The sequence below is a fragment of the Allosediminivita pacifica genome, from assembly GCF_003054175.1.
Classification (GTDB): domain Bacteria; phylum Pseudomonadota; class Alphaproteobacteria; order Rhodobacterales; family Rhodobacteraceae; genus Allosediminivita; species Allosediminivita pacifica.
In genome coordinates this window covers 100,210-124,694 of sequence record NZ_QBKN01000002.1, presented here as the reverse complement: position 1 = coordinate 124,694, position 24,485 = coordinate 100,210, and the positions used below count along the sequence as shown (strand labels likewise).

The 24,485-nt window shown below is 70.9% G+C and carries 24 protein-coding genes; 8 read left to right on the top strand and 16 right to left on the bottom strand.

From position 1 onward, the window contains the following. The first annotated feature begins 2 nt into the window (after positions 1-2). The gene (gene truA, locus C8N44_RS02120) at positions 3-773 is read left to right on the top strand and encodes a tRNA pseudouridine(38-40) synthase TruA (RefSeq protein WP_107974518.1); all 771 of its coding nucleotides are present in this window, start codon (positions 3-5) and stop codon (positions 771-773) included. A 6-nt stretch (positions 774-779) separates the two neighbouring features. Here truA and C8N44_RS02115 read toward each other — a convergent pair whose 3' ends face one another. Then, positions 780-1,235, bottom strand: coding sequence for a hypothetical protein (locus C8N44_RS02115; RefSeq protein WP_146178787.1), 456 nt, complete (start codon positions 1,233-1,235; stop codon positions 780-782). Positions 1,236-1,354: 119 nt separating this feature from the next. Further along, positions 1,355-1,819: a preQ(1) synthase gene (gene queF / locus C8N44_RS02110; protein ID WP_107974516.1), complete on the bottom strand. Its 465-nt coding sequence runs from the start codon at positions 1,817-1,819 to the stop codon at positions 1,355-1,357. Between the two features lie 238 nt (positions 1,820-2,057). On the opposite strand from queF, the gene C8N44_RS02105 reads away from it, so the two are divergent. Both C8N44_RS02105 and argF read left to right on the top strand, forming a co-directional pair. Continuing rightward, positions 2,058-3,239: an aspartate aminotransferase family protein gene (locus tag C8N44_RS02105; protein ID WP_107974515.1), complete on the top strand. Its 1,182-nt coding sequence runs from the start codon at positions 2,058-2,060 to the stop codon at positions 3,237-3,239. A gap of 120 nt (positions 3,240-3,359) precedes the next feature. After that, positions 3,360-4,286: an ornithine carbamoyltransferase gene (gene argF / locus C8N44_RS02100; RefSeq protein ID WP_107974514.1), complete on the top strand. Its 927-nt coding sequence runs from the start codon at positions 3,360-3,362 to the stop codon at positions 4,284-4,286. Between the two features lie 75 nt (positions 4,287-4,361). Here the strand turns inward: argF and C8N44_RS02095 are convergent, their stop codons facing one another. Beyond that, positions 4,362-5,498 (bottom strand): endonuclease/exonuclease/phosphatase, encoded by a 1,137-nt coding sequence (locus C8N44_RS02095; protein WP_107974513.1) that lies wholly within the window; start codon positions 5,496-5,498, stop codon positions 4,362-4,364. Between the two features lie 78 nt (positions 5,499-5,576). Continuing rightward, positions 5,577-8,018, bottom strand: coding sequence for an ATP-dependent helicase HrpB (gene hrpB / locus C8N44_RS02090; RefSeq protein WP_107974512.1), 2,442 nt, complete (start codon positions 8,016-8,018; stop codon positions 5,577-5,579). Positions 8,019-8,546: 528 nt separating this feature from the next. Between hrpB and C8N44_RS02085 the strand changes: the two genes are divergently transcribed. From C8N44_RS02085 to C8N44_RS02070, 4 genes are all read left to right on the top strand, one after another. Continuing rightward, positions 8,547-8,915: a GFA family protein gene (locus C8N44_RS02085; RefSeq protein WP_107974511.1), complete on the top strand. Its 369-nt coding sequence runs from the start codon at positions 8,547-8,549 to the stop codon at positions 8,913-8,915. A gap of 308 nt (positions 8,916-9,223) precedes the next feature. Then, positions 9,224-10,237 (top strand): methylmalonyl Co-A mutase-associated GTPase MeaB, encoded by a 1,014-nt coding sequence (gene meaB / locus C8N44_RS02080; protein WP_107974510.1) that lies wholly within the window; start codon positions 9,224-9,226, stop codon positions 10,235-10,237. Between the two features lie 88 nt (positions 10,238-10,325). Further along, positions 10,326-10,616 carry a 50S ribosomal protein L28 gene (gene rpmB, locus C8N44_RS02075; protein WP_107974509.1) on the top strand — a complete coding sequence of 97 codons (291 nt, stop codon included), beginning with the start codon at positions 10,326-10,328 and terminating at the stop codon, positions 10,614-10,616. Between the two features lie 122 nt (positions 10,617-10,738). Continuing rightward, positions 10,739-11,167, top strand: a complete 429-nt coding sequence (locus C8N44_RS02070) for a copper chaperone PCu(A)C (RefSeq protein WP_107974508.1) — start codon at positions 10,739-10,741, stop codon at positions 11,165-11,167. Positions 11,168-11,170: 3 nt separating this feature from the next. Here C8N44_RS02070 and C8N44_RS02065 read toward each other — a convergent pair whose 3' ends face one another. The 7 genes from C8N44_RS02065 to cbiE form a co-directional block, all read right to left on the bottom strand. Beyond that, on the bottom strand, positions 11,171-11,869 hold the full coding sequence (locus C8N44_RS02065) for an NAD-dependent deacylase (RefSeq protein ID WP_107974507.1): 699 nt from the start codon (positions 11,867-11,869) through the stop codon (positions 11,171-11,173). Between the two features lie 45 nt (positions 11,870-11,914). After that, on the bottom strand, positions 11,915-12,652 hold the full coding sequence (cobF, locus tag C8N44_RS02060; RefSeq protein ID WP_107974506.1) for a precorrin-6A synthase (deacetylating): 738 nt from the start codon (positions 12,650-12,652) through the stop codon (positions 11,915-11,917). Continuing rightward, entirely contained in the window at positions 12,645-13,379 is a 735-nt protein-coding gene (gene cobA / locus C8N44_RS02055) for a uroporphyrinogen-III C-methyltransferase (protein ID WP_107974505.1), read from the bottom strand. The genes cobF and cobA overlap by 8 nt, the downstream gene beginning before the upstream one ends. Next, a complete protein-coding gene (locus tag C8N44_RS02050) occupies positions 13,376-14,686 on the bottom strand; it encodes a cobyrinic acid a,c-diamide synthase CobB (protein WP_107974504.1) in 1,311 nt (436 codons plus the stop codon). Before C8N44_RS02050 ends, cobA begins: the two co-directional genes overlap by 4 nt. A gap of 105 nt (positions 14,687-14,791) precedes the next feature. Continuing rightward, positions 14,792-15,586 (bottom strand): precorrin-4 C(11)-methyltransferase, encoded by a 795-nt coding sequence (cobM, locus tag C8N44_RS02045; RefSeq protein WP_107974503.1) that lies wholly within the window; start codon positions 15,584-15,586, stop codon positions 14,792-14,794. Further along, the gene (locus C8N44_RS02040; RefSeq protein WP_107974653.1) at positions 15,583-15,945 is read right to left on the bottom strand and encodes a cobalamin biosynthesis protein; all 363 of its coding nucleotides are present in this window, start codon (positions 15,943-15,945) and stop codon (positions 15,583-15,585) included. Before C8N44_RS02040 ends, cobM begins: the two co-directional genes overlap by 4 nt. Beyond that, positions 15,942-17,132, bottom strand: a complete 1,191-nt coding sequence (gene cbiE, locus C8N44_RS02035) for a precorrin-6y C5,15-methyltransferase (decarboxylating) subunit CbiE (RefSeq protein WP_107974502.1) — start codon at positions 17,130-17,132, stop codon at positions 15,942-15,944. Before cbiE ends, C8N44_RS02040 begins: the two co-directional genes overlap by 4 nt. A gap of 13 nt (positions 17,133-17,145) precedes the next feature. On the opposite strand from cbiE, the gene C8N44_RS02030 reads away from it, so the two are divergent. Further along, positions 17,146-17,901 carry a cobalt-precorrin-6A reductase gene (locus C8N44_RS02030; protein ID WP_107974652.1) on the top strand — a complete coding sequence of 252 codons (756 nt, stop codon included), beginning with the start codon at positions 17,146-17,148 and terminating at the stop codon, positions 17,899-17,901. Here the strand turns inward: C8N44_RS02030 and cobJ are convergent. Genes cobJ through cobN form a run of 5 tightly spaced genes read right to left on the bottom strand, consistent with a single transcriptional unit; the run spans position 17,874 to position 24,483 of the window. Continuing rightward, positions 17,874-18,626: a precorrin-3B C(17)-methyltransferase gene (gene cobJ, locus C8N44_RS02025; RefSeq protein WP_107974501.1), complete on the bottom strand. Its 753-nt coding sequence runs from the start codon at positions 18,624-18,626 to the stop codon at positions 17,874-17,876. The two genes, C8N44_RS02030 and cobJ, sit on opposite strands and share 28 nt — an antisense overlap. Beyond that, positions 18,623-19,363, bottom strand: a complete 741-nt coding sequence (gene cobI, locus C8N44_RS02020; RefSeq protein ID WP_107974500.1) for a precorrin-2 C(20)-methyltransferase — start codon at positions 19,361-19,363, stop codon at positions 18,623-18,625. Before cobI ends, cobJ begins: the two co-directional genes overlap by 4 nt. After that, on the bottom strand, positions 19,360-19,989 hold the full coding sequence (locus C8N44_RS02015) for a precorrin-8X methylmutase (RefSeq protein ID WP_107974499.1): 630 nt from the start codon (positions 19,987-19,989) through the stop codon (positions 19,360-19,362). The genes cobI and C8N44_RS02015 overlap by 4 nt, the downstream gene beginning before the upstream one ends. A gap of 4 nt (positions 19,990-19,993) precedes the next feature. Then, complete coding sequence (locus tag C8N44_RS02010) at positions 19,994-21,136, bottom strand: cobalamin biosynthesis protein CobG (protein ID WP_244640949.1); 1,143 nt, start codon at positions 21,134-21,136, stop codon at positions 19,994-19,996. Next, positions 21,133-24,483: a cobaltochelatase subunit CobN gene (gene cobN, locus C8N44_RS02005; RefSeq protein WP_107974497.1), complete on the bottom strand. Its 3,351-nt coding sequence runs from the start codon at positions 24,481-24,483 to the stop codon at positions 21,133-21,135. Before cobN ends, C8N44_RS02010 begins: the two co-directional genes overlap by 4 nt. Positions 24,484-24,485: the final 2 nt, after the last annotated feature.

Sequence of the window (24,485 nt, the reverse complement as noted above, 5' to 3'; positions counted from 1 at the left end):
CCATGCCAAGATACGCTCTTCTCGTGGAATACGACGGCACGCCGTTCTCCGGCTGGCAGCGGCAGGCAGATCAGCCCTCGGTCCAGGGCGCGATCGAAGCCGCGCTCGCCAAGCTGGAAAAGCGCGACCACACCATCGCCGCCGCCGGGCGGACGGATGCGGGCGTGCATGCGCGCGGGCAGGTGGCGCATTGCGATCTTGAGAAGGACTGGACACCCTTCCGGCTGTCCGAGGCGCTGAATTACCACCTGAAGCCCGCGCCGGTGGCGATACGGGACTGCGCCCTGGTGTCGGAGGACTGGCATGCGCGCTTTTCGGCGGTGGAGCGGCGGTATCTCTACCGCGTCCTGGTGCGGCGGGCGCCGCCGACGCTGGAAAAGCGGCAGGTCTGGCGGGTGCCGCACGAGCTCGACATCGAGGCGATGCGCGAAGGCGCGGCGCATCTGCTTGGGCACCATGATTTCACGACCTTCCGGTCGTCGATCTGCCAGGCGAAATCGCCGGTCAAGACCATGGACGAGGTGACGCTGACCGAGGTGGAGGGCTTTGCCGGGCGCGAGATCCACATCTTCCTGCGGGCGCGGTCCTTCCTCCACAATCAGGTGCGCTCCATCGTCGGCACGCTGGAGCGGGTTGGGGCTGGGGCCTGGGCGCCGGTGGACGTGAAGCATGCTCTGGAGGCGAAAAGCCGCGCCGCCTGCGGGCCGGTCTGTCCGCCGGACGGGCTGGCGCTCATGGGCGTGGGCTACCCGGACGATCCCTTCGCGCGCTGAGCGCGCTCAGCTGACGCCTTCGCGGACGGCGAGCGCGGTGAGGCGCTCGATCACCGGCTTCGGCACCTCGATCCGGTCGGGAAGCGCGGGCGCCTCGCCCTCGCCGGGCTCGACCCGCAGGCGGGTGGGCATGCCCGGGGCGTTTTCCAGCGTGGCCGCGCCGTGGGGGACGAGCCGCGCGTAGGCCAGCGCCAGTTCGGTGTCGTCGGGATGCAGGGTCAGCTCGATCGCCCCGCTCATGGCGCCCGAAGCGCGGCGCAGGTCCTCAAGCACCAGCGGCAGGCGCAGCACGGGGCTGTCGCCGCTGTCTCCCAGGGCGCGCACCACGGCCTGCGGGTTGCCGTCGTCGGCCAGATGGCGCGCGGCCGCGCGTCCGAAGAGCACGGCACTGTCGGTCGGAAACCCCGCGCCCTCGGCGGCACGGGTGGCAAGGTCGGTGAACTTTGCTGTGGTTTCGGTCATGGCGCCCGTCATCGGTTCCTGCTCTCTCGAAAAGGCCGGATGGTCCGGGGCGCACCCGGGCGTACCGGCCTCAGTCATATTGGAAACGACGCAGGGCGCGGAAAGTTTCGCACCGCGCCTCAGCCGCGCCCGCGGTAAGGTGCCACACCGGTTTCGGGGATCCAGACGCCGCCGGGGGCGGGGCCTGTCTGGTAGAAGACGTCGATGGGGATGCCGCCGCGCGGATACCAGTAACCGCCGATGCGCAGCCATTTCGGCGCCAGTAGGCTGGTCAGCCGCCGGGCGATGGAAATGGTGCAGTCCTCGTGGAAGGCGCCGTGGTTGCGGAACGATGTCAGGTAGAGCTTGAGCGACTTGCTCTCCACCAGCCACTCGCCCGGAAGGTAGTCGATAACCAGGTGGGCAAAGTCCGGCTGGCCGGTCATGGGACAGAGCGAGGTGAACTCGGGCGCGGTGAAGCGCACGCAGTAGTCCACGTCCGACTGCGGGTTCGGCACCCGTTCGAGCCGCGCTTCCTCGGGGGATTGCGGCTGCGGCGTGTCCCGGCCGAGCTGTTCGAGGCCGGAATAGATGTCGTCGCTCATGGCGTCTCCTTTGCAGGGGTGAAATTTGCAGGGGGGAATTTCCCGCTTGCCTTTGCGGCAGGTCGGTGTAGGGAAGGGCGCATGACACAGGGCCCCTTCATCCGACGAGCCTGATCTCGCATCTCCGTCCGCGCTTCCTGCGCGCGGCGCACGAAGGCCTGTGCCATACTCCCTGAAAACTTGACAGCCCCCCGTGCCCTTGGCACCCATTGGGCTTCCATTTCCCGAGGATAGCGACATGATCCCCTCCGTTCTGCCGACTTATTCCCGCGCCCCGCTCCGGTTCGAGAGCGGCGAAGGCAGCTGGCTGATCGAGGCGGACGGACGACGTTTCCTAGACATGGGTGCGGGCATCGCGGTGAATGCGCTCGGCCACGCCCACCCGGCGCTGGTCAAGGCGCTGACGGATCAGGCCAACAAGCTCTGGCATGTCTCGAACCTCTACGAGATCCCGCAACAGCAGGCGCTGGCCGACAAGCTGGTCGGGGCCAGCTTCGCCGACACGGTCTTCTTCACCAACTCCGGCACCGAAAGTGCCGAACTGGCGATCAAGATGGCCCGCAAGTACTGGTACGAGAAGGGCCAGACGGAAAAGACCGGCATCGTGACCTTCTCGGGCAGCTTTCACGGCCGGTCCAACGGCGCCATCGCCGCGGCGGGCTCCGAGAAGATGACCAAGGGCTTCGGCCCGCTGCTGCCGGGCTTCCACCACGTGGAATGGGGCGACACAGAGGGTCTGCACGCCGCCATCGACGACACGGTCGGCGCGATCATGGTCGAGCCGGTGCAGGGCGAGGGTGGCATCCGGGTCATGCCCGATGCCGAGCTCAAGGCCCTGCGCGCGCTCTGCGACGAGAAGGGCCTGCTGCTGGTGCTCGACGAGGTGCAGTGCGGCATGGGCCGGACGGGTCGGCTCTTCGCGCATGAATGGGCGGGCATCACCCCCGACATCATGATGGTGGCCAAGGGCATCGGCGGCGGCTTCCCGCTGGGCGCCGTGCTGGCCACGGCCGAGGCCGCCTCGGGCATGACGGCCGGAACGCATGGCTCCACTTATGGCGGCAACCCGCTGGGTTGCGCGGTGGGCTGCGCGGTCATGGATCACGTGGCCGAGCCTGCCTTCCTCGAGGAGGTCTCGCGCAAGGCGGGATTCCTGCGCCAGAAGCTCGAAGGGCTCGTCGCGGCGCATCCCGACATCTTCGAAGGCGTGCGCGGGATCGGCCTGATGATGGGCCTCAAGTGCCGCGTGGCGCCCGCCGACGTCGTGAAGGCTGGCTATGCCGCCGAGCTGATCACCGTGCCCGCCGCCGACAACGTGGTCCGCCTGCTGCCGCCGCTGACCATCTCCGAGGACGAGCTCGCCGAGGCCGTGACCCGTCTCGAAACCGCCGCCACCGCGCTGGAGCGCGAACCCGCCTGAAGCTTCTTCTTGGCTCAAATATTCCGGGGGAGTCGCGGCGCAGCCGCGGCGGGGGCAGAGCCCCCTCTTCGCGGGACCCCGACGGGACCCGCGCCCCCGCCCAGACGAAAAGAAAAACAGATGAACCATTTCCTCGACATCCATAAGACGCCCAGGGACGAGCTTCGGGCCATCCTCGACAGCGCGCGGAGCATGAAGGACACCCGCAACGGCCGTCCCAAGGCTGCGCCCGACGACGACCAGCCGCTGGCGGGCCGCATGGTGGCCCTGATCTTCGAGAAACCCTCGACCCGGACGCGCGTGAGCTTCGACGTGGGCGTACGCCAGATGGGCGGGCAGAGCATGGTGCTCTCGGGCAGCGAGATGCAGCTCGGCCATGGTGAGACCATCGCCGACACCGCCCGCGTGCTGTCGCGCTACGTCGATCTGATCATGATCCGGACCTTCGACGAAAGCGTGCTCGAGGAAATGGCGGAATACGCCACGGTGCCGGTGATCAACGGGCTGACCGACCGCACCCACCCCTGCCAGATCATGGCGGACCTGCTGACCTTCGAGGAGCACCGCGGGCCCATCAAGGGCAGGAAGGTGGTCTGGTCGGGCGACGGCAACAACGTCTGCTCGTCCTTCCTGCATGCCGCCGGGCAATTCGGCTTCGATTTCACCTTCACCGGACCGGTGCAACTCGACCCGGAAATGGAGTTCGTCGGCTGGGCCCGGAACCAGGGTGTCAACGTCACCATCGAGCGCGATGCGGCCAAGGCCGTGGAGGGCGCGGACCTGATCGTCACCGATACCTGGGTCTCGATGCATGACGCGCAAAGCGCCAAGGAGCGGCGGCACAACATGCTGCGGCCCTACCAGGTGAACGCGAAACTCATGGCGCAGGCCAAGCCGGACGCGCTTTTCATGCACTGCCTGCCCGCGCACCGCGAGGAAGAGGTGACCTCGGAGGTCATGGACGGGCCGAACTCGGTGGTCTGGGACGAGGCCGAGAACCGACTGCACGCGCAGAAGGCCGTCATGCGCTGGTGCCTCGGCGTCTGAGGGCGCACGGAGGGGGCTCTGCCCCCGTCGCGGCTGCGCCGCGACTCCCCCGGAATATTTGAGCCAAGAAGAAGCTCAGGCGGGCGGCGCCTGGTCGAAGATCATCGAGACCGGCTTGTGATCGCTCGTCATGGCGTATTTCGGCCGGGCCGAGGTGACGAGGTGGTGCACCTGGTGTTCGACCCGGCCCCCGCCGGGGCGGGCGAGGAAGGCGGCGCGGGTGCCGCGGTGGCTGCGGGTCATGGCCTGGGAGAAGAGGATGTGGTCCAGCAGGATGTGCGGATCGCGGCCGGGGTCGAGGGCGTCCTCGAAATGGACCGACCAGCGTTCGCCATCGGGCGCGTCGAAGAGCGCGTGGTTGAGAAAGCGCCGCGCGAAGAAGACGTCCCCCTGCAGCGCGCCGATGAGGTCGTGATAGAGGAAGCGGCGTTCGATGCGTTCCTTGCCGGGCCCGTCGTTGAGGTCGCCCAAGACCACGATCGCCGCGTCGGATTGCGCCTCGAAGCGTGCCTCGATGTAGTGGCGGACATCGGCAGCTTCGGTCGAGATCTTGACGCGGGCCTTGATGAGATCCGCCACCAGCCGCGGGTTCATCGCGAAGAAATCGGCGTCGCTGGCGTGACCCTCGACCCGGGCGTCGTTGTATTTGCTTTTCAGGTGGCAGCCGATCAGTTCGATCAGGCTGCCGCCGATCTCGGCCTGCAGGACCTGCGGATGGCGCCAGTGGGCGTGGGTTTCCGGGATGGAGAACTCCAGCCGCGCGTCGCTGTCGCCGGGATCTTCCCACTTCGGATAGGAGATCTCCCAGCGTCCGGCGCGGTGGGCGCCGCCCGAGGCGGCTTCGGTCAGCGCCTGCCAGCGGTCGAGGTGCAGCAGCTGGCCGGTGATGGGGCTCTCGTCCCGGACAAGGAACCAGAGCCATTGGCGACCCGTGAAGCTGTTGCCGCCCTTCATGCCGTAGGCCGCGTCGTCGCCGCGGGTGATCAGGCGGTAGCCGGGCGCGGTGCGGGCGAAGAACTCGGTGGCGCGCGCCTCGCCGCGCGGGCCTTCGGAGACAAGGAGAATGTCGGCCTCGAGCCGCGCGATTTCCTCGGTCACGGCCTCGGCGCGCGCCTCGGCGTGGCGCCTGCGGGTGGCGTCATCGTCCGAGAGGCGGTCGAGCAGCTTGTCGGCGTGTTCGAGGTTCCAGGAGGTGACCTTCAGGCTTTCCATCGCTCCGGTCCTTGTGCTGTCGGCTCCGGGACAGCCTAGCACGTCGGCGCCCTCGCCCGGAGGCGGGTTTTCCGGACCTCAGCGACCGCGCGGCTTGGCGCGCAGGGTCGGGTCGGCCTGTGTCGGATCCTCGGGCCAGGGGTGCTTGGGGTAGCGCGCGCGCATGTCCTTGCGCACGTCAGCGTAGGAGCCAGACCAGAAGCCTGGCAGGTCCATGGTGGTCTGCACGGCGCGTCCGGCGGGCGAAAGCAGCGTGACCCGCAGGGGCGTGTCGCCGACCTTCGGGTGGGTGGTCTGGCCGAAGAGCTCCTGCAGGCGCAGCTCTATCTCCGGGTGATCGCCCGAGTAGTCGATGGGTATCTCGCGCCCGAGCGGCGTGGTGAAGCGGCCCGGCACCATCCGGTCGAGCGCCTGCATCTGGCCGTAGTCGATGCGCGCGCGCAGAGCGGGCAGGGCGTCGAAGCGTTTCCAGTCGGCGGCGCTGCGCACGCCCGTGAGGAAGGGCAGGAGCCAGTCCTCGAGCGTCTCCATCAGTGTCTCGTCGTCCATGGGCGGCAGGTCGAGCCCGGCGTCGCGGCCGATGTCGACGCGCGCGCGCAGGCGCAGGGCGGCGGGTGCGAGGTTGAGGCCCAGTTCGCGGATGCCGTCGAGCATGGCGCGGGCCACGATGTCGTCCGGCGCTTCCTTCCAGATGCGGTCGTCGAGGGCGATGGCGCCGAAGCGCTCCTGCTGGCGGGCGCTCACGCGGCGGTCGCGGCGGGACCATTCACAGATGTCGTGCCAGGCGATCTGGCTGGCGAAAAGCTCACGCAACTCACCCTCGGACAGAGGGATGCACTGGCGGATGCGGGCCTCGCGCGGGTTGCCGTCGGTGTCGGTGACGACGATCAGGCGCGCCTGGCCCAGCGGGTCGGCCTCGGGCAGGACGGCGCCCTTGCCGCCCGAGAGCTGATAGCGCGGGGCGTCGCCCTTGCGGCGCAGCCCGACGCGGTCGGGGTAGGCGAGCGCCGCGTGCTGGGCGGGTGTCAGGCCGGCGCCGGCGGATTTCACCGTGCGGGCAAGGCGTTTCGCCTCGGCATTGATGCGTTTCGCCGCCTGCCGGTTCACGCCGTAGGGATGGCGGTCGTCGAAGCGGTTGGGATCGTTGATGGCCTCGAGCCGCAGCGTGAGGTCTGTGGGCGCATTTGTGAGCGGATCGCGATCGGACAAGAGCGCGGCCAGATCGGCGGCATCCGGGCCCGCCACGGCGCACATGTGGGCAAGGCGCGGATGGAGTGGCAGGCCGGCCAGCGCGCGGCCGTGGTCGGTGATGCGCTGCTCGGCGTCGAGCGCACCGAGCATGGTGAGCAGGACCTGCGCCTCGGCATAGGCCCCCTCGGGCGGTGGCGTGAGGAAGGGCAGCTGGTCGGGGGCGGCGCCCCAGGCGGCCAGTTCCAGGGCGAGGCCGGCGAGGTCGGCGGCCTCGATTTCGGCAGGGGGATAGGCGTGCAAAGCGCCTTCCTCGCCCTTCGACCAGAGACGGTAGGCGGTGCCGGGGGCGACGCGGCCGGCGCGGCCCGCACGCTGGGTGGCCTCGGCGCGGGTGACCTTTTCGGTGATCAGCCGCGACATGCCCGATCCGGGGTCGAAGCGGGCACGTCGGGCGCGGCCGCCGTCGACGACCACGCGGATGTCCTCAATGGTGAGCGAGGTTTCGGCGATGGATGTGGCGAGCACCAGCTTGCGGCCGGTCTTTTCCGGGCGGACGGCGGCCTGCTGGTCGGCGAAGGGAAGCGCGCCGTAGAGGGGGCGGAGCTGGACGTCCCTGGGCAGGCGGTTCTGCAGGGCGGAGGCGGTGCGGCGGATCTCGCTCTCGCCGGGGAGGAAGGCGAGGACACCGCCCTCGGTCTCCTGCAGGGCGGTGTGGATGAGGTCGGCCATGGCCTGCTCAAACCGCGTGCCCTTGCGCAGCGGTTGGTCGAGCCAGCGGGTGTCGACGGGGTAGCTGCGGCCCTCGGAGGTCACGCTGGGGGCGTCCATGAGGTCGGCCACGGGGCCCGCGTCGAGGGTGGCGGACATGGCGAGCAGGATCAGGTCCTCGCGCAGGGCGCCGGCAATCTCGAGGCAGAGGGCGAGGCCGAGGTCGGCGTTCAGCGAGCGTTCATGGAACTCGTCGAAGAGGACGGCCCCGACGCCGCTGAGTTCGGGGTCGGACTGGATCATGCGGGTGAGGATGCCCTCGGTGACCACCTCGATCCGGGTGGCTTTCGAGACCTTCGAGTCGCCCCGGATGCGGTAGCCGACGGTCTGGCCGAGGCTTTCGCCCAGCGTTTCGGCCATGCGGGCGGCGGCGGCGCGGGCGGCGAGGCGGCGGGGCTCCAGCATGAGGATGCGGCCCGTGACGAGGCCTGCGTCGAGCATGGCCAGCGGCACGCGGGTGGTCTTGCCGGCGCCGGGGGGCGCCTGCAGCACGGCGCGGCCCCGGGATTTCAGGGCCGCGAGAAGCTCGGGCAGGGCGTCTTCGATGGGCAGGCGACTCATGGCCGGGGTTATGGACCGGGGCGGGCCGCGGGGAAAGCGGGGAGGGTGTCCCGGGCCGGGACAGTTTGGCGGGTATCGAATTTCAATGGGTTACAGAGGCGGTTTTAACCGTCAGTTAGGAATGTCCCGTGCAACGGGGCCTCTCCCGCGGGGCGATTTCGGGGGACGGAGGTGCGGAATCCTGCGTTTGGCAGGTGTGCGGTCTGCTGCCGACGTCCTTGCCAAGCCCCCTCCCTAACCCTCCCCTAACAGGGGAGGGGACGGGCTGCGCGGATGACTGGCGTATCGCCCGGAGTGACCGCCTTTTCGGTCCCCAGGACTTTTGGCTCAGTGAGGGTTTCCGGGCGCTCCCGGTCTCCGACCCTTCCTCGCTGAAATCATGCCCCCGGCATGTTTTCCGGGCGCTCCTCGCCCCTCGCCCTATCCCTCTCCCCCGGGGGGGGAGAGGGGACCTGTTGCGCGAGTGGCAGGCGTTGCGCGCGTTCTTGCGGCGCGGCAGGCTTGGGTATTCACGACGGGAGAGATGCGATGGAGCGGGTGACGGGCGGGTGCCTTTGCGGGGCGGTGCGGATCGAGGCCGTGGGGCGGCCCGACAGGGTGGGGCTGTGCCATTGTCTCGACTGTCGCAAGCACCACGGGGCGCCGTTCTTTGTCGCGGCAGTGTTTGCGGAGGAGGCGGTGACGGTGACGGGCGAGGTCGGCAGCTATAAGGGCCGGGCGTTCTGCCCGGTCTGCGGGTCCTCGGTGTTTGCGCGTAGCGCGGGCGAGGTGGAGGTGCATCTGGGGGCGCTGGACGAGGTGGGCGTGTTCGTGCCGGACTACGAGCTCTGGATGGAGCGGCGGGAGCCGTGGTTGCCGGTCTTTCCGGGGGTGAAGGGGTATGCGCTAGACCGGTAGGGCGGGGCGTATGGCCCCAATCATTTTGGGGTGGAGCTCTCGCGTCGCCGCGCATGGCAGCCGCGCGCGGGGGCGATCCGGACCGCTGATCCCCTCGGTTTATGCCAGCAACCTCGAAAGACCTCGACACGAGGCGCCCAGCCTTACCAAATCGCCGCCGCGTGGGGGCGCGGCTGCGATGCGCGGCGGGGCTGATGTCCTTGATTCCGCGCAGGGGGCTTCGTGCGCGGTCCGAAGGCGTCCCGCGCGCTGGGCCAGCCGCACGCCAATGCTGGACCTCGGCGCCGCGTGCGGGCATCACTGTGACCATGGACACGAAAGACCTTGCAGAGCGGATTCTGAACGGCGAGCGGCGCGCGCTGGCGCGGGCCATCACGCTGGTGGAAAGCGGGCGCGCGGATCACCGGGCGCAGGCGCGGGAGCTTCTGGCGCATCTGCGCGGCCACGGGCGCGAGGCCCTGCGCGTGGGGCTGTCGGGCACGCCCGGCGTGGGCAAGTCCACCTTCATCGAGGCCTTCGGCATGATGCTCACCGGGCAGGGGCTGAAGGTGGCGGTGCTGGCGGTGGACCCGTCCTCGGCCCGCTCGGGCGGGTCGATCCTTGGCGACAAGACGCGGATGGAGCGGCTGAGCCGGGAGCGTAACGCCTTCATCCGGCCCTCGCCCGCGCAGTCTCACCTTGGCGGCGTTGCACGGCGGACGCGCGAGGCCATCGACCTCTGCGAGGCGGCGGGATTCGATGTGGTGCTGATCGAGACGGTGGGCGTGGGCCAGTCCGAGACGGTCGTGGCCGAAATGTCGGACCTGTTCCTGCTGCTGCTGGCGCCCGCCGGGGGCGACGAGCTGCAGGGCGTGAAGCGTGGGATCATGGAGATCGCGGACATGATCCTCGTGAACAAGGCCGACGGCGACCTGAAGGCCACGGCGCAGCGGACCTGCGCGGATTACGCGGGCGCGCTGCGGCTTTTGCGCAAGCGTCCGCAGGACCCGCAGGGTTTCCCCAAGGCGCTGACCGTGTCGGCGGTGGAGGAGGCGGGGCTCGAGGCCGCGTGGCAGGAAATGCAGGCGCTGGCCGACTGGCGGCGCGAGAGCGGGCATTTCGCGGCGCGGCGCGAGGGGCAGGCGCGCTACTGGTTCGAATCGGAGGTGCGGCAGGGGCTTCTGGCGCGGCTCGAGACCAAGCGGGCGCGTGCCGCCATGGCGGATCTGGCCGAGGAGGTCGCCGCGGGGCGGCTTGGCGCGGCGGAAGCGGCACAGGAGATGCTGGAACATCACCTCGATGCGGTCATGCCGGGGCTTGACGCTGCCGCGTCCGGGGCTTAATAGCCGCAGAACGAAATTCCGGGGCGCCGCGTGCGCCCCTTGATATTGGCGGACCCATCATCCGCCCCGAGACTGATGAGGAAACCCCATGTCGCGTGTCTGCGAACTGACCGGTAAGGGCCCGATGGTTGGCAACAATGTCAGCCACGCCAACAACAAGACCAAGCGCCGTTTCATGCCGAACCTGAACGACGTGACGCTGCAGTCCGAGGCCCTCGGCCGCGGCATCAAGCTGCGTATCTCGGCATCCGCGCTGCGCTCCGTCGACCACCGCGGTGGTCTCGACAAGTTCCTCGCCAAGGCGAAGGACGCCGAGCTGAGCGAGCGTGCGCTGAAGGTCAAGAAAGAGATCATGAAAGCGGCGACGGCCGCGGCCTGATTTCGCTTTCATTGCAAGGTTTTGCAGCCCCGTCGCCTGTTGGTGGCGGGGCTGTTTCCTTTTGCCGCGTTGAGCGCGCCAGCCTCGCGCGCGAGGCAGGGCGCGGACCCAAGGAGACGCCCATGCCCCGCCCCCTGATGCTTGCCGCAGCACTGATTCTGAGCGCCGCCCCGGCGCTGGCCGAGATCACCGTCAGCGACGCCTACGCGCGCGCCTCGCGACCCGATGCGCCCACGGGCGCGGCCTTCATGGTGATCGAAAACGATGGGGATGCGGACGACCGGCTGGTGGGTGTCAGTTCCGACGCGGCGGCCCGGGTCGGCCTGCACACCCATGTCGCGGGCGACGGCGGCGTGATGCGCATGCGCGAGGCCGAGGACGGATTCGCGATTCCCGCCGGGGGTCGCCACGCGCTGGAACGCGGCGGCGATCACGTGATGTTTATGGGGCTTTCGCAGCCTTTCGAGCCCGGCGCCACCGTGCCCGTTGTGCTGGAGTTCGAGAAGGCTGGCGAGATCCGCGTCGAGATCCCGGTCGACCTCGACCGCTGAGGCTCAGACCCCGCGCGAGAGGATCTCGGAGACCCAGGCCGGCACCGTGGCGCTGGCAGGCCCCAGCCGGTGCACGTCGAAGGTGCCCGAGACATCGGTGCTTTCGAGATTGATCTCGACGGTCCGCGCCCCGAAGAGCCTGGCCTCCTGCACGAAGCCGGCGGCGGGGTAGACCTGCCCCGAGGTGCCGATGGCCACGAAGACCTCGCAATCCTGGATGTGCTCGCCGATGTCCTCGAGATGGTAGGGGTATTCCCCGAACCAGACCACGTCCGGCCGCCCGGCAGGCGCCCCGCATTCGGGGCAGGGCTCTTGCGCGGACATCTCCATCGGCGCGGGCCAGCGGTGGTCGCAGACCCCGCAGAGCGCCTGGTCGAGTTGTCCGTGCATGTGGATGGGCTGCGCCCCCGCCTTTTCCAGCAGCCCGTCGACGTTCTGCGTCACCAGAACCACGCGGTCGGGCCAGGCCTGCTGAAGCTCGGCCAGCGCCTTGTGCGCGGCGTTGGGCTCGGCCTTGGCCGCCTGCTGGCGGCGGGCGTTGTAGAAGGCCTGCACGGTCTCGGGGTCGCGGGCGAAGGCCTCGGGCGTGGCGATGTCCTGGAGGCGGTACTGCTCCCAGAGTCCGCCCGCGTCGCGAAAGGTGCCGAGGCCGCTTTCGGCCGAAAGCCCCGCACCGGTGAGAATGACGATCTTGCCTGACATTCCCTCAGGCTGTCATTCCTGACAGCCAAGCGCAATCCGGGGGGATCACGGCGCGCGGCGCAGCAGGTAGGTGTCCATTATCCAACCGTGCTGAAGCCGTGCCTCGGCCCGGGTGCGCTGGATGCGCGGCCCGGCCTCGGACAGCGGCCCGTGATCGAGCAGCTGTTCCGGCATGCCAAGAAAGGCCCCCCACCAGATGTGGAGGCCTTCGGGGCCCAGCGTCGAAAAACTGCACTCCCCGTCCAGCATGACCACCAGCGTCTCGGCCCCCTCGGGCCAGCCGAAATCGCGCAGCCGGCGCCCGGTGGTGACGGTCACGGCGCCGTTCACCGTGTTGAAGGGAATCGCATGTGCGGCGGTCAGGGCCTGCAGGGCGGTGACGCCGGGCAGGACCCGGATCTTCGGGGCCGGAGACAGCCTGCCCGCGATTCGCAGCGTGCTGTCGTAAAGCCCCGGATCGCCCCAGACCAGCAGCGCCACGGGCCCCTGCGGGGCGGCGCGCTCAATGGCCACCTTCCAGCGGCGGGCGATCTCGTCGTGCCATGCCGCGACGCGCTGCTGGTAGGGCAGGCTTTCGTCGCGCACCGGCATGTCGAACTCGGCCACGTTGGCGGTCGCACCGGCCTGCGATATGATCGCGTGGCGCAGGTGGGCGAGGTCGTCCTTGCCCGGGCCCTTGCGGGGGATGAGGATCAGGTCGGCCTCGCGTAGCGCCTGCTGCCCCTCGAGCGTGACATGCCCGGGTGATCCGGTGCCGATGCCGATCAGCCAGAGCTCAGTCAAAGCCCTCTCCCAGCTCGGCCAGCGGCCCGTAGAGGATCAGCGCGGGCTTGGTGCCGATCTCCTGCGACAGCTTCTCGGCCAGCCCCGCCACCGTGTCGCGGCTGAGGGCCTGATCCTCGGTGCCCACGGCCTCGGCCAGAAGGGCGGGCGTGTCACGCGGCAGCCCGTGGTCAAACAGCATCTCGGCGAGCTTCGGAAAGGTCCGTTTGCCCATGAAGACCACGGTCGAGGCCAGCGGATCGGCAAGCGAGGGCACGTGGATGTCGTCGGGCAGGACACCGCCCGCGTCGTGGCCGGTTACGAACTGCACGCGCCGCGCGGTCAGCCGCCGGGTGAGCGGGATGCCCGCCGCGGCGGCGGCGGCCACGGCCGATGGCACGCCGGGGACGATCTCGTAGGGGATGCCCGCCTCGCGCAGGGCGACGAGCTCCTCCTCGAGCCGTCCGAAAAGCCCGCTGTCGCCGGACTTGAGCCGGACCACCCGGCCCCCGTCGCGGGCGTAATCCACCAGCAGGCGGCTCACGTGGTGCTGTCGGGGCGAGGGGCGGCCCGCCCGCTTGCCCACGCCCACGAGGTCGGCGCCAGCCCGCGCATGGGTCAGGATCGGCCCCGACGACAGGTCGTCGAACAGCACCGCGTCGGCGCGCTTCAGCCGGTCCACGGCCTTGAGGGTCAGCAGTTCCGGATCGCCCGGGCCGCTGCCGACGAAGCTCACGAAGCCGCTCATGACAGGTCCTCCGCGATCAGGTGGAAGAAGGTGCCGGTGACGCGGCCGCGGTGCGATCCGGTCTCGGGCACCGGGTTGCCGTCGGCGTCGCTGACCTGCGCCAGCGGCGCGTCGGGCTGGTCGAGGATGGTCGAGTAGTGGAACTCGTGCCCGCGCAGGGCGGCGCCGGTGTCGCGCCCGGGCATGGGGGCCTGCAGCACGGCGCGGCGGTAGCCGAGGTGGAACTTGCGCTTCTCGTAGGAGGTCACGAGGCCCAGCAGGCCCGCCATCTCGTGCCGGGTGCCCTCCTTGTCGATGAGCGCCTCACCCAGCGCCATGTAGCCGCCGCATTCGCCGTGCACGGGCCGGGTTTCGGCAAAGCGGCGCAGCCCGTCGCGGAAGGTGCGCGCGGCGGCGAGCTTTCCTGCGTGCAGCTCCGGATAGCCGCCGGGCAGCCAGGCGAGGTCGGCGCTGTCGTCCGGCGCCTCGTCGGCGATCGGCGAGAAGGTCAGGATCTCGGCCCCCGCCGCCTGCCAGCCCTCCAGCAGGTGCGGGTAGGTGAAGGAAAAGGCGGCGTCGCGGGCAATTGCGATGCGCTGGGCGGGCGGCAGGGGCAGCGTGCCCTGCTCGTCGCCGCTGCCCGAGGCCGCGGCGCGAATGGCAGACAGGTCCACATGGTCGCGCAGGAAGTCGGCATAGCCCGCGATGGCGGCGTCGAGGTCGGGATGCTCCACCGCCTGGATCAGGCCGAGGTGGCGTTCCGGCAGGGTCAGGTCGCCGCGCCGGGGCAGCACGCCCAGCACCGGCAGGCCCGCGCGCTCCATCCCCAGCCGGGTCAGCCGCTCGTGCCGGGGCGAGGCCACGCGGTTCAGTATCACGCCCGCGAAGGACAGGTCCGGCATGTACTGGCGGAACCCCAGCGCCGTGGCCGCCGCCGACTGCGCCTGTCCGCCCACGTCCAGCACCAGCACCACCGGCCAGCCCATGCGCCGCGCCGTTTCGGCCGACGACCCGAACCCCGCGCGCCCCTCGGTGGCGACCCCGTCGTAGAGCCCCATGGACCCTTCGGCGAGGCAGATGTCGGCGCCCTCGGCCCGCGCCGCGATGGCGGAAAGCAGCGCATTCTCCATCGCCCAGGTGTCGAGGTTGAACGACGCCCGCCCCGAGGCCGCGAGGTGGAAGGCCGGGTCGATGTAGTCGGGGCCGGACTTGAAGGGCTGAACACTCAACCCCTCGTCGGCCAGCGCCCGCAATAGGCCCAGCATGACGGTGGTCTTGCCGGTCCCGGAGGAGGGCGCGGAAACTAGAAGCCCCGGTGGCATCTTCATGCGTGTGCCCCCGCTTCTTCTTGGCAGAAATACTCCGGGGGAGTCCGCGGCGCAGCCGCGGGCGGGGGCAGAGCCCCCTCAGACCCGTGCCAGACCAACACGACCTCAGTCATCGCCGGGCTGCCAGTCTGCCCAGGGGCTCTCGGCGCTTTGCGGGCGGTAGCGGCGGTCGTAGTCGGGCGCGTAGAGACGGCTTTCGGCAAAGCCCTCGCGGCCCAGCACCGGCCCCACGAGGATCAGCGCGGTGCGCGTCACCGCAGGGTCGAGCTCCGCCTCCACCCGGCCGAGGGTCGAGCGCAGGATGCTCTCGTCGGGCCAGCTCGCGCGGTGCACGACGGCCACGGGGCAGTCGGCGCCGTAGTGGGGCGTCAGCTCCTCGACCACGCGGGGCAGTTGGCCGATGGCGAGGTGCAGGGCGAGCGTGGCGCCGGTCCGGGCGAAGTTCGGCAGGCTCTCGCCCTCGGGCATGGTGGTGGCGCGGCCGGAAACCCGCGTCAGCACCACCGACTGGCCGAGGCCGGGTAGCGTGAGTTCCGCGCCGAGGGCCGCGGCGGTGGCGGAGAACGAGGGCACGCCCGGCGTGACCGTGTAGGGGATCTCCAGCGCCTCGAGCCGGCGGATCTGTTCGCCCATGGCCGACCAGACCGACATGTCGCCGGAATGCAGCCGGGCGACGTCGTGGCCCGCGGCATCGGCGGCCTCGATTTCCGCCATGATCCGGTCGAGGTCGAGCGAGGCGGTGTTCACCACCTTCGCGCCTTCGGGGCAGTGCTCCAGAACCGCCTCGGGCACCAGAGAGCCTGCGTAGAGGCAGACCGGGCAGGCGGCGATGATGTCGCGGCCGCGCAGGGTCAGAAGGTCGGGGGCGCCCGGTCCGGCGCCTATGAAATGAACGGTCATGTCTCTGTCCCCCTTGCCAGCGCGCAGGTGGCGCAGCGGTCTTGCGAGATCGCCCTGGGTGCCAGGAGCGTGGCGCCGGGGCCGGCGGCGGCCAGCGCCGCGGCCTCGGCCACGCTGCCGGTGCCGCGCGCGGCGGCGGAGGCGGGCGATCGTGTTGCGGTGGTCTGCGCGGTGAGGCGCGCGGTGTCAATTGCCACGACGGGCAGGTGTTGCGCCGCGGCAAAGCGCCGGAAGAGCGGCGTCTGCGCCTTGTCCTCGGGCGCGGCCAACGCCTGCGGCGTGGCGCCCGCGCGGGCGAGCGCGTCGGCGAGGCTGGCTTCGGTGGCTGCCGACCTGAACCCGAACCCGGCGACGATCACAGCGTGACGCTCCATTGCACCACCGGGTAGGCGGCCTTCCAGGCCTTGCGGGGGCCAAGCGGCGCGGCCTCGGACAGGTCCAGCCGCAGGAGCGTGCCGCCAAGGCGGGCCTGCGCCGCGACAAGCAGCGCCTCGCTGTCGAGCGTGACGGCGTTGGCGACGAGGCGCGTGCCCTTCGGCAGGGCGGTCAGCCGGTCGAGCAGCGCCTGCGAGAGGCCACCGCCGACAAAGACCGCGTCGGGCGGGGCCAAGCCTTCGAGCGCCCCGGGCGCGCTGCCCTCGACGATGCGCAGGCGGTCCTGCCCGAGGCTGGCGGCGTTGCGGGCGATGAGCGCGCGGCGGTCCTCGCGGGGCTCCACGGTCGTGGCCTGCGTGGTCGGGTGGCTCAGCAGCCATTCCACCGCCACGCTGCCCGAGCCGCCGCCCACGTCCCAGAGGTGTTCCCCGGGGCGCGGTGCCAGCGCCGAGAGCGTGAGTGCCCGCACCGGGCGCTTGGTCATGGTGCCGTCGGTCTCGAAGGTGTCGTCGGGCAGGCCCGAGGCCTGCGGCAGGGCCGGGCCGCCCGCCGGTTCGATGGCGACGCAGACGGGCGCGCCGTGGGTGCCCTGCGGGCCGTCGGCGCGGCAGGTGTTCACGTGTTCGCGGGGGCCGCCGAGCGCCTCCATCACGTGCAGCGTGGACGCGCCGAAGCCGAGGCCCGAGAGGTAGTCGGCCAGCAGCGCGACCGCTGCGCCGTCACGCAGCAGGACGATCATGTTTTGACCGGGGGCGAGATGCGGGCGCAGGCGCGACAGCGGGGCCGCGTGCAGGCCGAGGCATGTGGTCCGGTCGAGCGGCCAGCCCAGACGTGCGGCGGCGAGCGAAAAGGTCGAGGGGCCGGGCAGGGCGCGCCATTCGTGGGGCGCGAACTCGCGCGCGATGACGCTGCCCGCGCCGAACCAGAAGGGATCGCCCGAGGCGAGTACGACGGTGCGTCGCCCGGTCAGCTCCTTGAGCAGGGGCAGGCCTTCGGCGAAGGGCACGGGCCATGCGATGCGCTCAGCCCCGGTCTCGGGGATCAGCGAGAGGTGGCGGGTGGGGGCCATGACGACCTCGGCGGCATCGAGCGCCGCGCGGCTTGCGGCGGGCAGGCCGTCCGGTCCATCTTCGCCCAGACCGACGATGGTGAGCCAGGGGGCGTCAGGCATGGAAGAGGCGGGCATGGCAGAGAATATCCTGATCCTTGGCGGCACGACCGAGGCCACGGCGCTGGCGCGGCTCATGGCCGAGCGGGGCCTGCGGGCCACCGTGTCTCTGGCCGGCCGTGTGGCGCGGCCCGCGCGCCAGCCGCTGCCCCTGCGGGTGGGCGGCTTTGGCGGTGTCGCGGGGTTGGTGGCCTACCTGCGCGCCGAGCGCGTGAGCTACGTCGTGGATGCCACGCACCCCTTTGCCGCGCAGATGAGTGCCAATGCCGTGGTGGCCTGCGCAGAGGCCGGCGTGCCGCTGGTGGCGCTGACCCGGCCCCCGTGGGAGGCGCAGGCGGGCGACGACTGGCACCGCGTGCCCGACATGGCGGGCGCGGTCGCGGCGCTCGATGGCGCGCGCCGGAACGTGATGCTGGCGGTGGGGCGGATGCACTTGCAGGACTTCGCCGCGAACCCGCAGCATCGCTACCTGCTGCGCCTCGTGGACGAACCAGACGGACCGCTGCCCTTCCCCGACTGCGAGGTCGTGGTGGATCGCGGGCCCTTCACCGAGGAAGGCGACCGCGCGCTCATGCGGCGTTTCGGGGCCGAGGTGGTCGTGTCCAAGAACGCGGGCGGCAGCGGCGCGCGGGCCAAGATCGACGCGGCGCGGGCGCTGGGCCTGCCCGTGGTGATGATCGACCGGCCGGCGATCCCGGCGCGGCCCGAGCTGTCCAGCCCGCAGGAGGTGCTGGACAGGGTGGTTCATTCCGGCACGGACCTTGGCGTGTAGACGAAGGGCGCGCCCTGCCGCAGGATCATGCGGGTCTGGGAAGACCCCACGAGCACCACGGTGCGCATGTCGGCCATCTCGGGCGTGGCGTCGCGCAAGCGGACCACGCGGATTTCCTCCTCCGGGGTCGAGACGGCGCGCGCGAAGATCAGCAGGCGGCGCGGTTCGCAGGTTTCCTCAAGGATCTCCAGCACGCGGGCAAAGCCCTCGGGGCGGGACTTGCTGCGGGGGTTGTAGAAGGCCATGGCGAAATCGCCGAGCGCGGCAAAGCGCAGGCGCTTCTCGATCAGGTCCCAGGGCTTGAGATTGTCGCTGAGGTTGATGGCGCAGAAGTCGTGGCCGAGCGGCGCGCCTGCGCGGGCGGCGGCGGCGAGCATGGCGGTGATGCCGGGCAGTACGCGGATGTCGAGATCGCGCCACATGGGTTCGCCGTGTTCCACCGCCTCGAACACGGCCGAGGCCATGGCGAAGACGCCGGGGTCGCCGGAGCTGACCACCACGACGCGGCGGCCGTCGCTGGCCATCCGGAGCGCGTGCTGGGCGCGGTCGAGCTCGACCCGGTTGTCGCTTTCGTGCAGCGTCAGGCCTTCGCGCGGGGCGATGCGGCGCACGTAGGGGATGTAGCCGACCACGTCCGTGGCCTCGTCGATGGCCTGCTGCACCTCGGGCGTCACGAGGTCATCGGCCCCGGGGCCGAGGCCGGCGATGGTGACCCTGCCGGTCATGGGCGGCGGCCTTCGCCGTGGACGATAATGATCGAGAAGTAGGGCGAACTGCGCTCGTCCGCCTCGGACAGCGGCAGGACGGTCTGGCCGTCCATGCTGGCGTATTCCACCAGCCACGCGCGGTCGAGTTTGCCCGCCTGTTCCAGCGCGGCGCGCACGCGGGGCAGGTTTCGGCCGATCTTCATGATGACCAGCGCGTCGGCAGCCTCCATCCGGTGGACGAGTTCGTCCTGCGGCAGGGTGGCCATGAGCACGCTCATGACGTCGTCGCCCCATGTCACCGGGCTGCCGGTGGCGGTCCAGGCGGCGGACATGCCGGTGATGGCGGGGACGACGTGGACCGGCACCTCGGCGCGCAGGCGCGTGTAGAGGTGCATGAAGGAGCCGTAGAAGAAGGGGTCGCCCTCGCAGAGCACCACGGGGCTTTCGCCCGCCTCGGCCAGCGCACGCAGGTGGGCGGTGCAGTCGGCGTAGAAGGCCGAGAGCATGTTGTTGTAGCGCGGGTCCGAGAAGGGGATTTCCGTCGTCACGGGGTATTCCATGGCGAATTCGACGGCATCCTCGGGGATCATCCCCTCGACGATGCTGCGGGCGCGACCGGGGCGGCCCGCCTTGCGGAAAAAGGCCACGTGGCGGGCGCCCCGCACCAGCCGGTCGGCCTTGACGCTCATGAGCTCGGGGTCGCCGGGGCCGAGGCCGACGCCGTAGACGGTGCCGAGGGGGGAGATCCGGTTCATTCGGCGCGGCTCGCGATGGCGTTGATGGCGGCGACGGTGATCGCGCTGCCGCCCAGGCGCCCCTCGACGATCAGCGAGGGGACGGGGTTGGCCTCCCACAGCGCGTCCTTGGATTCGCGCGCGCCGACGAAGCCCACGGGGCAGCCGATGATGGCGGCAGGGCGCGGGCAGGCGGGGTCCTCGAGCATTTCCAGCAGGTGGAAAAGCGCCGTGGGCGCGTTGCCGATGGCCACCAGCGCGCCTTCGAGGCGGGGCCGCCAGAGTTCGAGCGCGGCGGCGGAACGCGTGGTTTTCAGCTTGGCGGCGAGGTCGGGGACCTCCGGGTCGCGCAGGGTGCAGATGACGTCGTTGTCGGCGGGCAGGCGCTTGCGGGTGACGCCCTCGCTGACCATGAAGGCATCGCAGAAGATCGGCGCGCCATTCGTCAGCGCCTCGCGTGCGGCGCGGACCATGCCGGTTGCCACCTTCACGTCCCGTTCGAGCCCCACGAGGCCCGCGGCGTGGATCATGCGGACGACGACCTGCTCTTCCTCCGCGTCGAAGCGGTCGAGTTCGGCCTCGGCCCGGATGGTGGCGAAGGATTGCGCGTAGATCGCGGCGCCGTCGGTTTCGTATTCGTAGGGCATGGGCTTACTCGAAGAGCGTCAGGGCCTCGGCCTCGGTCAGGCCGGATTGGGCGGGGTCATCCCACGGGGCGCCCTTGCGGACAAGGTCAAAGCCGCCCGCGCGCCCGGTGAGCGTGACATCGGCGGCGCGCGGCAGGGCGCAGCCCTTGGCGCAGCCGGAGACGTGCAGCGTGGTGTTTTCGGGGAGGCGTGCCGCCAGTTGCGTGGCAAGCCGGCGGGTTGGCGCCTCGGCCTGCGGGCAGAGCGGGGCACCGGGGCAGGCGTGGGCGCGCAGGCGCGGATCGCCGGGCGCGGTGACGAAGTCTCGGGTGGTGGTGCTGGCCCCTTGGAGCAGGAAGAGCCGGTCGGTGGTGACGCGCAGGCCGGTGGCGGATGTGTCGGTCATCAGCGCTGCCAGAGCGCCGGCGTCGATGGCGCCGAAGGGCGCACCGAGGATCTGGCCCGCTGCGGTTTCGCCGGGTTGCAGGGATGCTGCCTGCGGGCGGGGCGCGGCCTGCTGCCATGCCTCGGGCAGGGGCGTGGTGCGCAGGTGGCGCGCCATGCGGCCATTGGCCGGGCCGCCGGTGTCGATGAACCAATGCGTCAGCTCGATCAGCGCCGGAATGGCCGTGGCCTCGCTCACCGGGCGGCCCTTGTCGGCCCCGTCGGCCCGCAGGATCAGGCCGTCCGCGCCCAGCTCGAAGCGGAAATCGGCAGAGGCCCCGGCAAGCCGCCCAGCAGCCCCGGTGTCCACGGCAAAACCCATCTTGGCTGGCAGCGGGGGCAGGTCCGACAGGGCACCGGTCAGCGCCCTGCCAAGCCGGTGCGACAGGTCGCCGTCGACCCAGTCGAGCGGCATCAGGATGTTGCGCCGGGATTCGAGCGCGGGATCGGCGTCGAGCAGCCCCGCTTCGTTCAGCCCCTGCAACAGCGGCTCGTGATCGCCCTCGGCCACGCCGCGCACCTGCAGATTGGCGCGGGTGGTGAGGTCGAGCGTGCCGATGCCGTAGCGCGTGGCCAGATCGCAGAGGGCGGTCACCTGCGCGGGCGTCAGCGCCCCCAGCGGCGGGCGCACGCGCACCACCAGACCGTCGCCCGACATCATCGGACGGTGGGCTCCGGGGCACCATCCCTTGATCTTCGGCTCCCTGACTTGTGGCGCGCTCATTGTGCGGCCTCCAGCCCGGCGAGGATCGAGTTGCGCCGCGATTGCCAGAGGCCCGCGGCGTGCAGCTCGGCAAAGCGCGCCATCATGGCGGCATGGGCCTCGGGGTTCTCCTGTTCGAGGAAATCGGCGGTCTCGGCGTCGCCCAGCGTCGCCTCGTAATAGAGGTCGAAGAGATGCGCCGGCACCACGCCCGCAAGCTGCGCGAAGGCGGCCATGTTTTCCAGCGTCGCCGCGATCTCGGCCGCGCCGCGGAAGCCGTGCCGCCGCATGCCCGCGATCCAGGCCGGATGCGCGGCGCGTGCTTGCACGACGCGGGCGATTTCCTCGGTCAGGGGCCGGGCGCGGGGGCGCGACGGATCGGTGTTGTCGAGGTGGTAAAGCGCGGCCTTGCCGCCCGTCACGCCCTGTGCTGCGGCAAAGCCCGCCTCGTGGCTGGCGTAGTCCTCGGCCAGCAGCAGGTCGGTTTCGGGAAGATCCTGAAGATGCACGAAGCTGTCGGCACGGGCCACGCGGTCGCGCAGCCCCTGCGGGTCGCGGATAGCCCCCTCGCCGTCGAGCGCCCAAGACGAGGCGGCAAGCCAGGCCTCGCCCGCCGCGCGGCGGCCCTCCTCGGAATAATCCGTCAGCTGCGGCCCCATGCCGAGCCCGTAGCTGCCCGGCGCCGGCCCGTAGACGCGCGCGCCCTCCTGTCCCACGTAGGGGTTCCAGTCCGAGGCCTCTTCACGGGCGGCAAGCGTGCGCACGGCCTGCGCGAAAAGCCCCGAGAGCGTGGGGAAGACATCGCGGAACAGCCCCGAGACGCGCAGCGTCACGTCGATGCGCGGGCGGTCCATCTCGGCCAGCGGGGTGACCTCGATGCCGCTCACCCGTTCCGATCCCTCGTCCCAGACCGGTTTCACGCCCAGCAGCGCCAGCGCCATGGCGAATTCCTCGCCCGCGGTGCGCATGGTGGCCGAGCCCCAGAGATCGACGATCAGCCCGCGCGGCCAGTCGCCCTCTTCCTGCAGGTGCGAGCGCACCAGCTCGTCGGCGAGCGCCACGCCCTGCGCGTAGGCGTTGCGCGTGGGCACCGAGCGCGGGTCGGTGGCAAAGAGGTTGCGCCCCGTGGGCAGCACGTCGCCGCGGCCCCGGTAGGGCGAGCCCGACGGCCCCGGCGCAATGCGGTGGCCGTTCAGCGCGTCGATCAGCGCGCGCCGTTCGCTGGCCGCAGCGGTGGCGCCGTCGAAGGCCTCCTGCCTCTCGGGGGGGCGACCCCAGACGTGCAGCCCTTCGCCGAAGAAGCTGTCCTTCACGTCGCAGACGAAACGGTCGATGCGGGTGATGGCCTCGGCCTCGCAGGTGGCGTGGTCGATGCCCAGATCGCCCTCGACACCCAGTGCGCGTGCCTCGTCGCGGATGTCGGCCTGCAGCCGGTCGCGCCGCCGCGGGTCGAGCCCGTCAGCGTTGGAGAACTCGTCCAGCAGCGCCTCGAGCCGCGACAGCCGCTCGGGCGTGCCGGATCGTTTCAGCGGCGGCGGGACGTGGCCCAGCGTCATCGCGCCGATGCGCCGCTTGGCCTGTGCCGCCTCGCCTGGATCGTTGACGATGAAGGGATAAAGCACCGGCAGCGCACCGGTCAGTGCCTCGGGCCAGCAGGCCTGCGACAGCGCCACGGCCTTGCCCGGCAGCCATTCCAGCGTGCCATGCGCGCCGATGTGGATGAGCGCATCGGTTTGCTGCTGAAGCCAGAGGTAGAAAGCCACGTAGGCGTGGCGCGGCGTGCGCGAGAGGTCGTGGTAGTCATCGTCGCGCGCCTCGGGCGTGCCGCGCTCGGGTTGGAGCGCGACAACCGCCCTGCCGCGCATGACAAGGCGGAAGGTGAACCCCTCCTCCGTGGCCTCGGGGTCCGCCTCGGGCGGCCCCCAGCTTGCCTGCAGATCCTCCCGCAGGCTCTGCGGCAGGCGGTCGAGCGCCGCGCGATAGTCCGCCATGGGCCAGTGATGCCGCGCGCCGGCCAGATCCCCGGGCGTCAGGCCCGTCTCCACCGCATGGCCGTCTTCGGCAAGATCCGACAGGATCGCCTCCGCCGAGGCCAGCGCGTCGAGCCCCACGGCATGGGCCATGTTCCAGTCGCGCCCGGGATAGGTCGACAGCACCAGCGCCAGCCGCCGCTCCGCCGCGGGGGTGACCGACAGGCGATGCCAGCCCGCCACCCGATCGGCCACGGCCTCCACCCGGTCCATCTCGGCGGCGTGCACGTAGCGCGAGAATTGCAGGTCCGTATCACGCACCTCCGGTGCCTTGAACGAAGTCACGCCCGCGAAGAGCCGCCCGTCCACCTCCGGCAGCACCACATGCATGGCGAGATCGGCGGGCGACAGCCCCCGCTCGGCACCCTCCCAGGCCTCACGCGTCGAGGTGGCCAGCGCCACCTGGAAGACCGGGCAGCCCGCCGCATCCAAAGGCGAGCGCCCGCTGTCGCCGCGCCCGGAAAAGGCGGTGGCGTTCACGATCACCGAAGGTGCCAGGTGCGCCACCTGCCGCTCCAGCCAGCCCGCCGCTTCCGGCGCCTTGAGCGAGGGGGCAAACAGCCCCAGCACCGCAAACCCCCGCGCCCGCAATGCCTCGAACAGCGCCTCCACCGTCCCCAGATCCGCCGCCACGAGGTAGGAGCGGTAGAAGACCACAAGCGCCAGCGGCTTCTTCTTGGCAGAAATACTCTCGGGGGGGCGGGCCGCAGGCCCGTGGGGGGCAGACGGCCCCCCTCCGACGCGGTCGGCCAGCGCGACGACCGGGCAGCTCACCCCGTCCTCGGGCGTCCAGGCGCCCACCTGCGGCAGCACCTTGGCGCCGCGCACGGGGCCCGCGTAAAGACCCGAGGCCAGCGCCATCTGCGCCAGCGCCGCCTGCGCGGCCACGGCGCCCCCGGTGTCGCAAAGCTGCGCCAGCCGGTGCAGGGTCGAGGCGGGCAGGGTCGAAATCTCGTCGAGGCGCGGATCGGGGCGGCCGTCGGCGGGCAGGACCGCAAGCGCGATGCCTTTCTCGCGGGCAAGCGCCGCCACCTGCTGAAGCCCGTAGGACCAGTAGGGCATGCCGCCGATCAGGCGGATCAGGATGCCGGTGGCGCCCGACAGCGTGTTCTCGACGTAGGTGTCCACCGACAGCGGGTGCTTCAGCGCCGCGATATTGGCGAGCCGCAGCGTGGGCATCCGCCCCTCGCGGCCGCCGCCGCGTTCCCAGCCTGCCGCGAAGGCCCCGAGGTCGGAATCCGAGAAGGACAGCACCACCAGATCCGCGGGCGTCTGCCCCAGATCGGTGGGGGTCTCGGTTTCCTCGAGCCCGTGGCTTTCGCGGAAGACGACGTGCATGG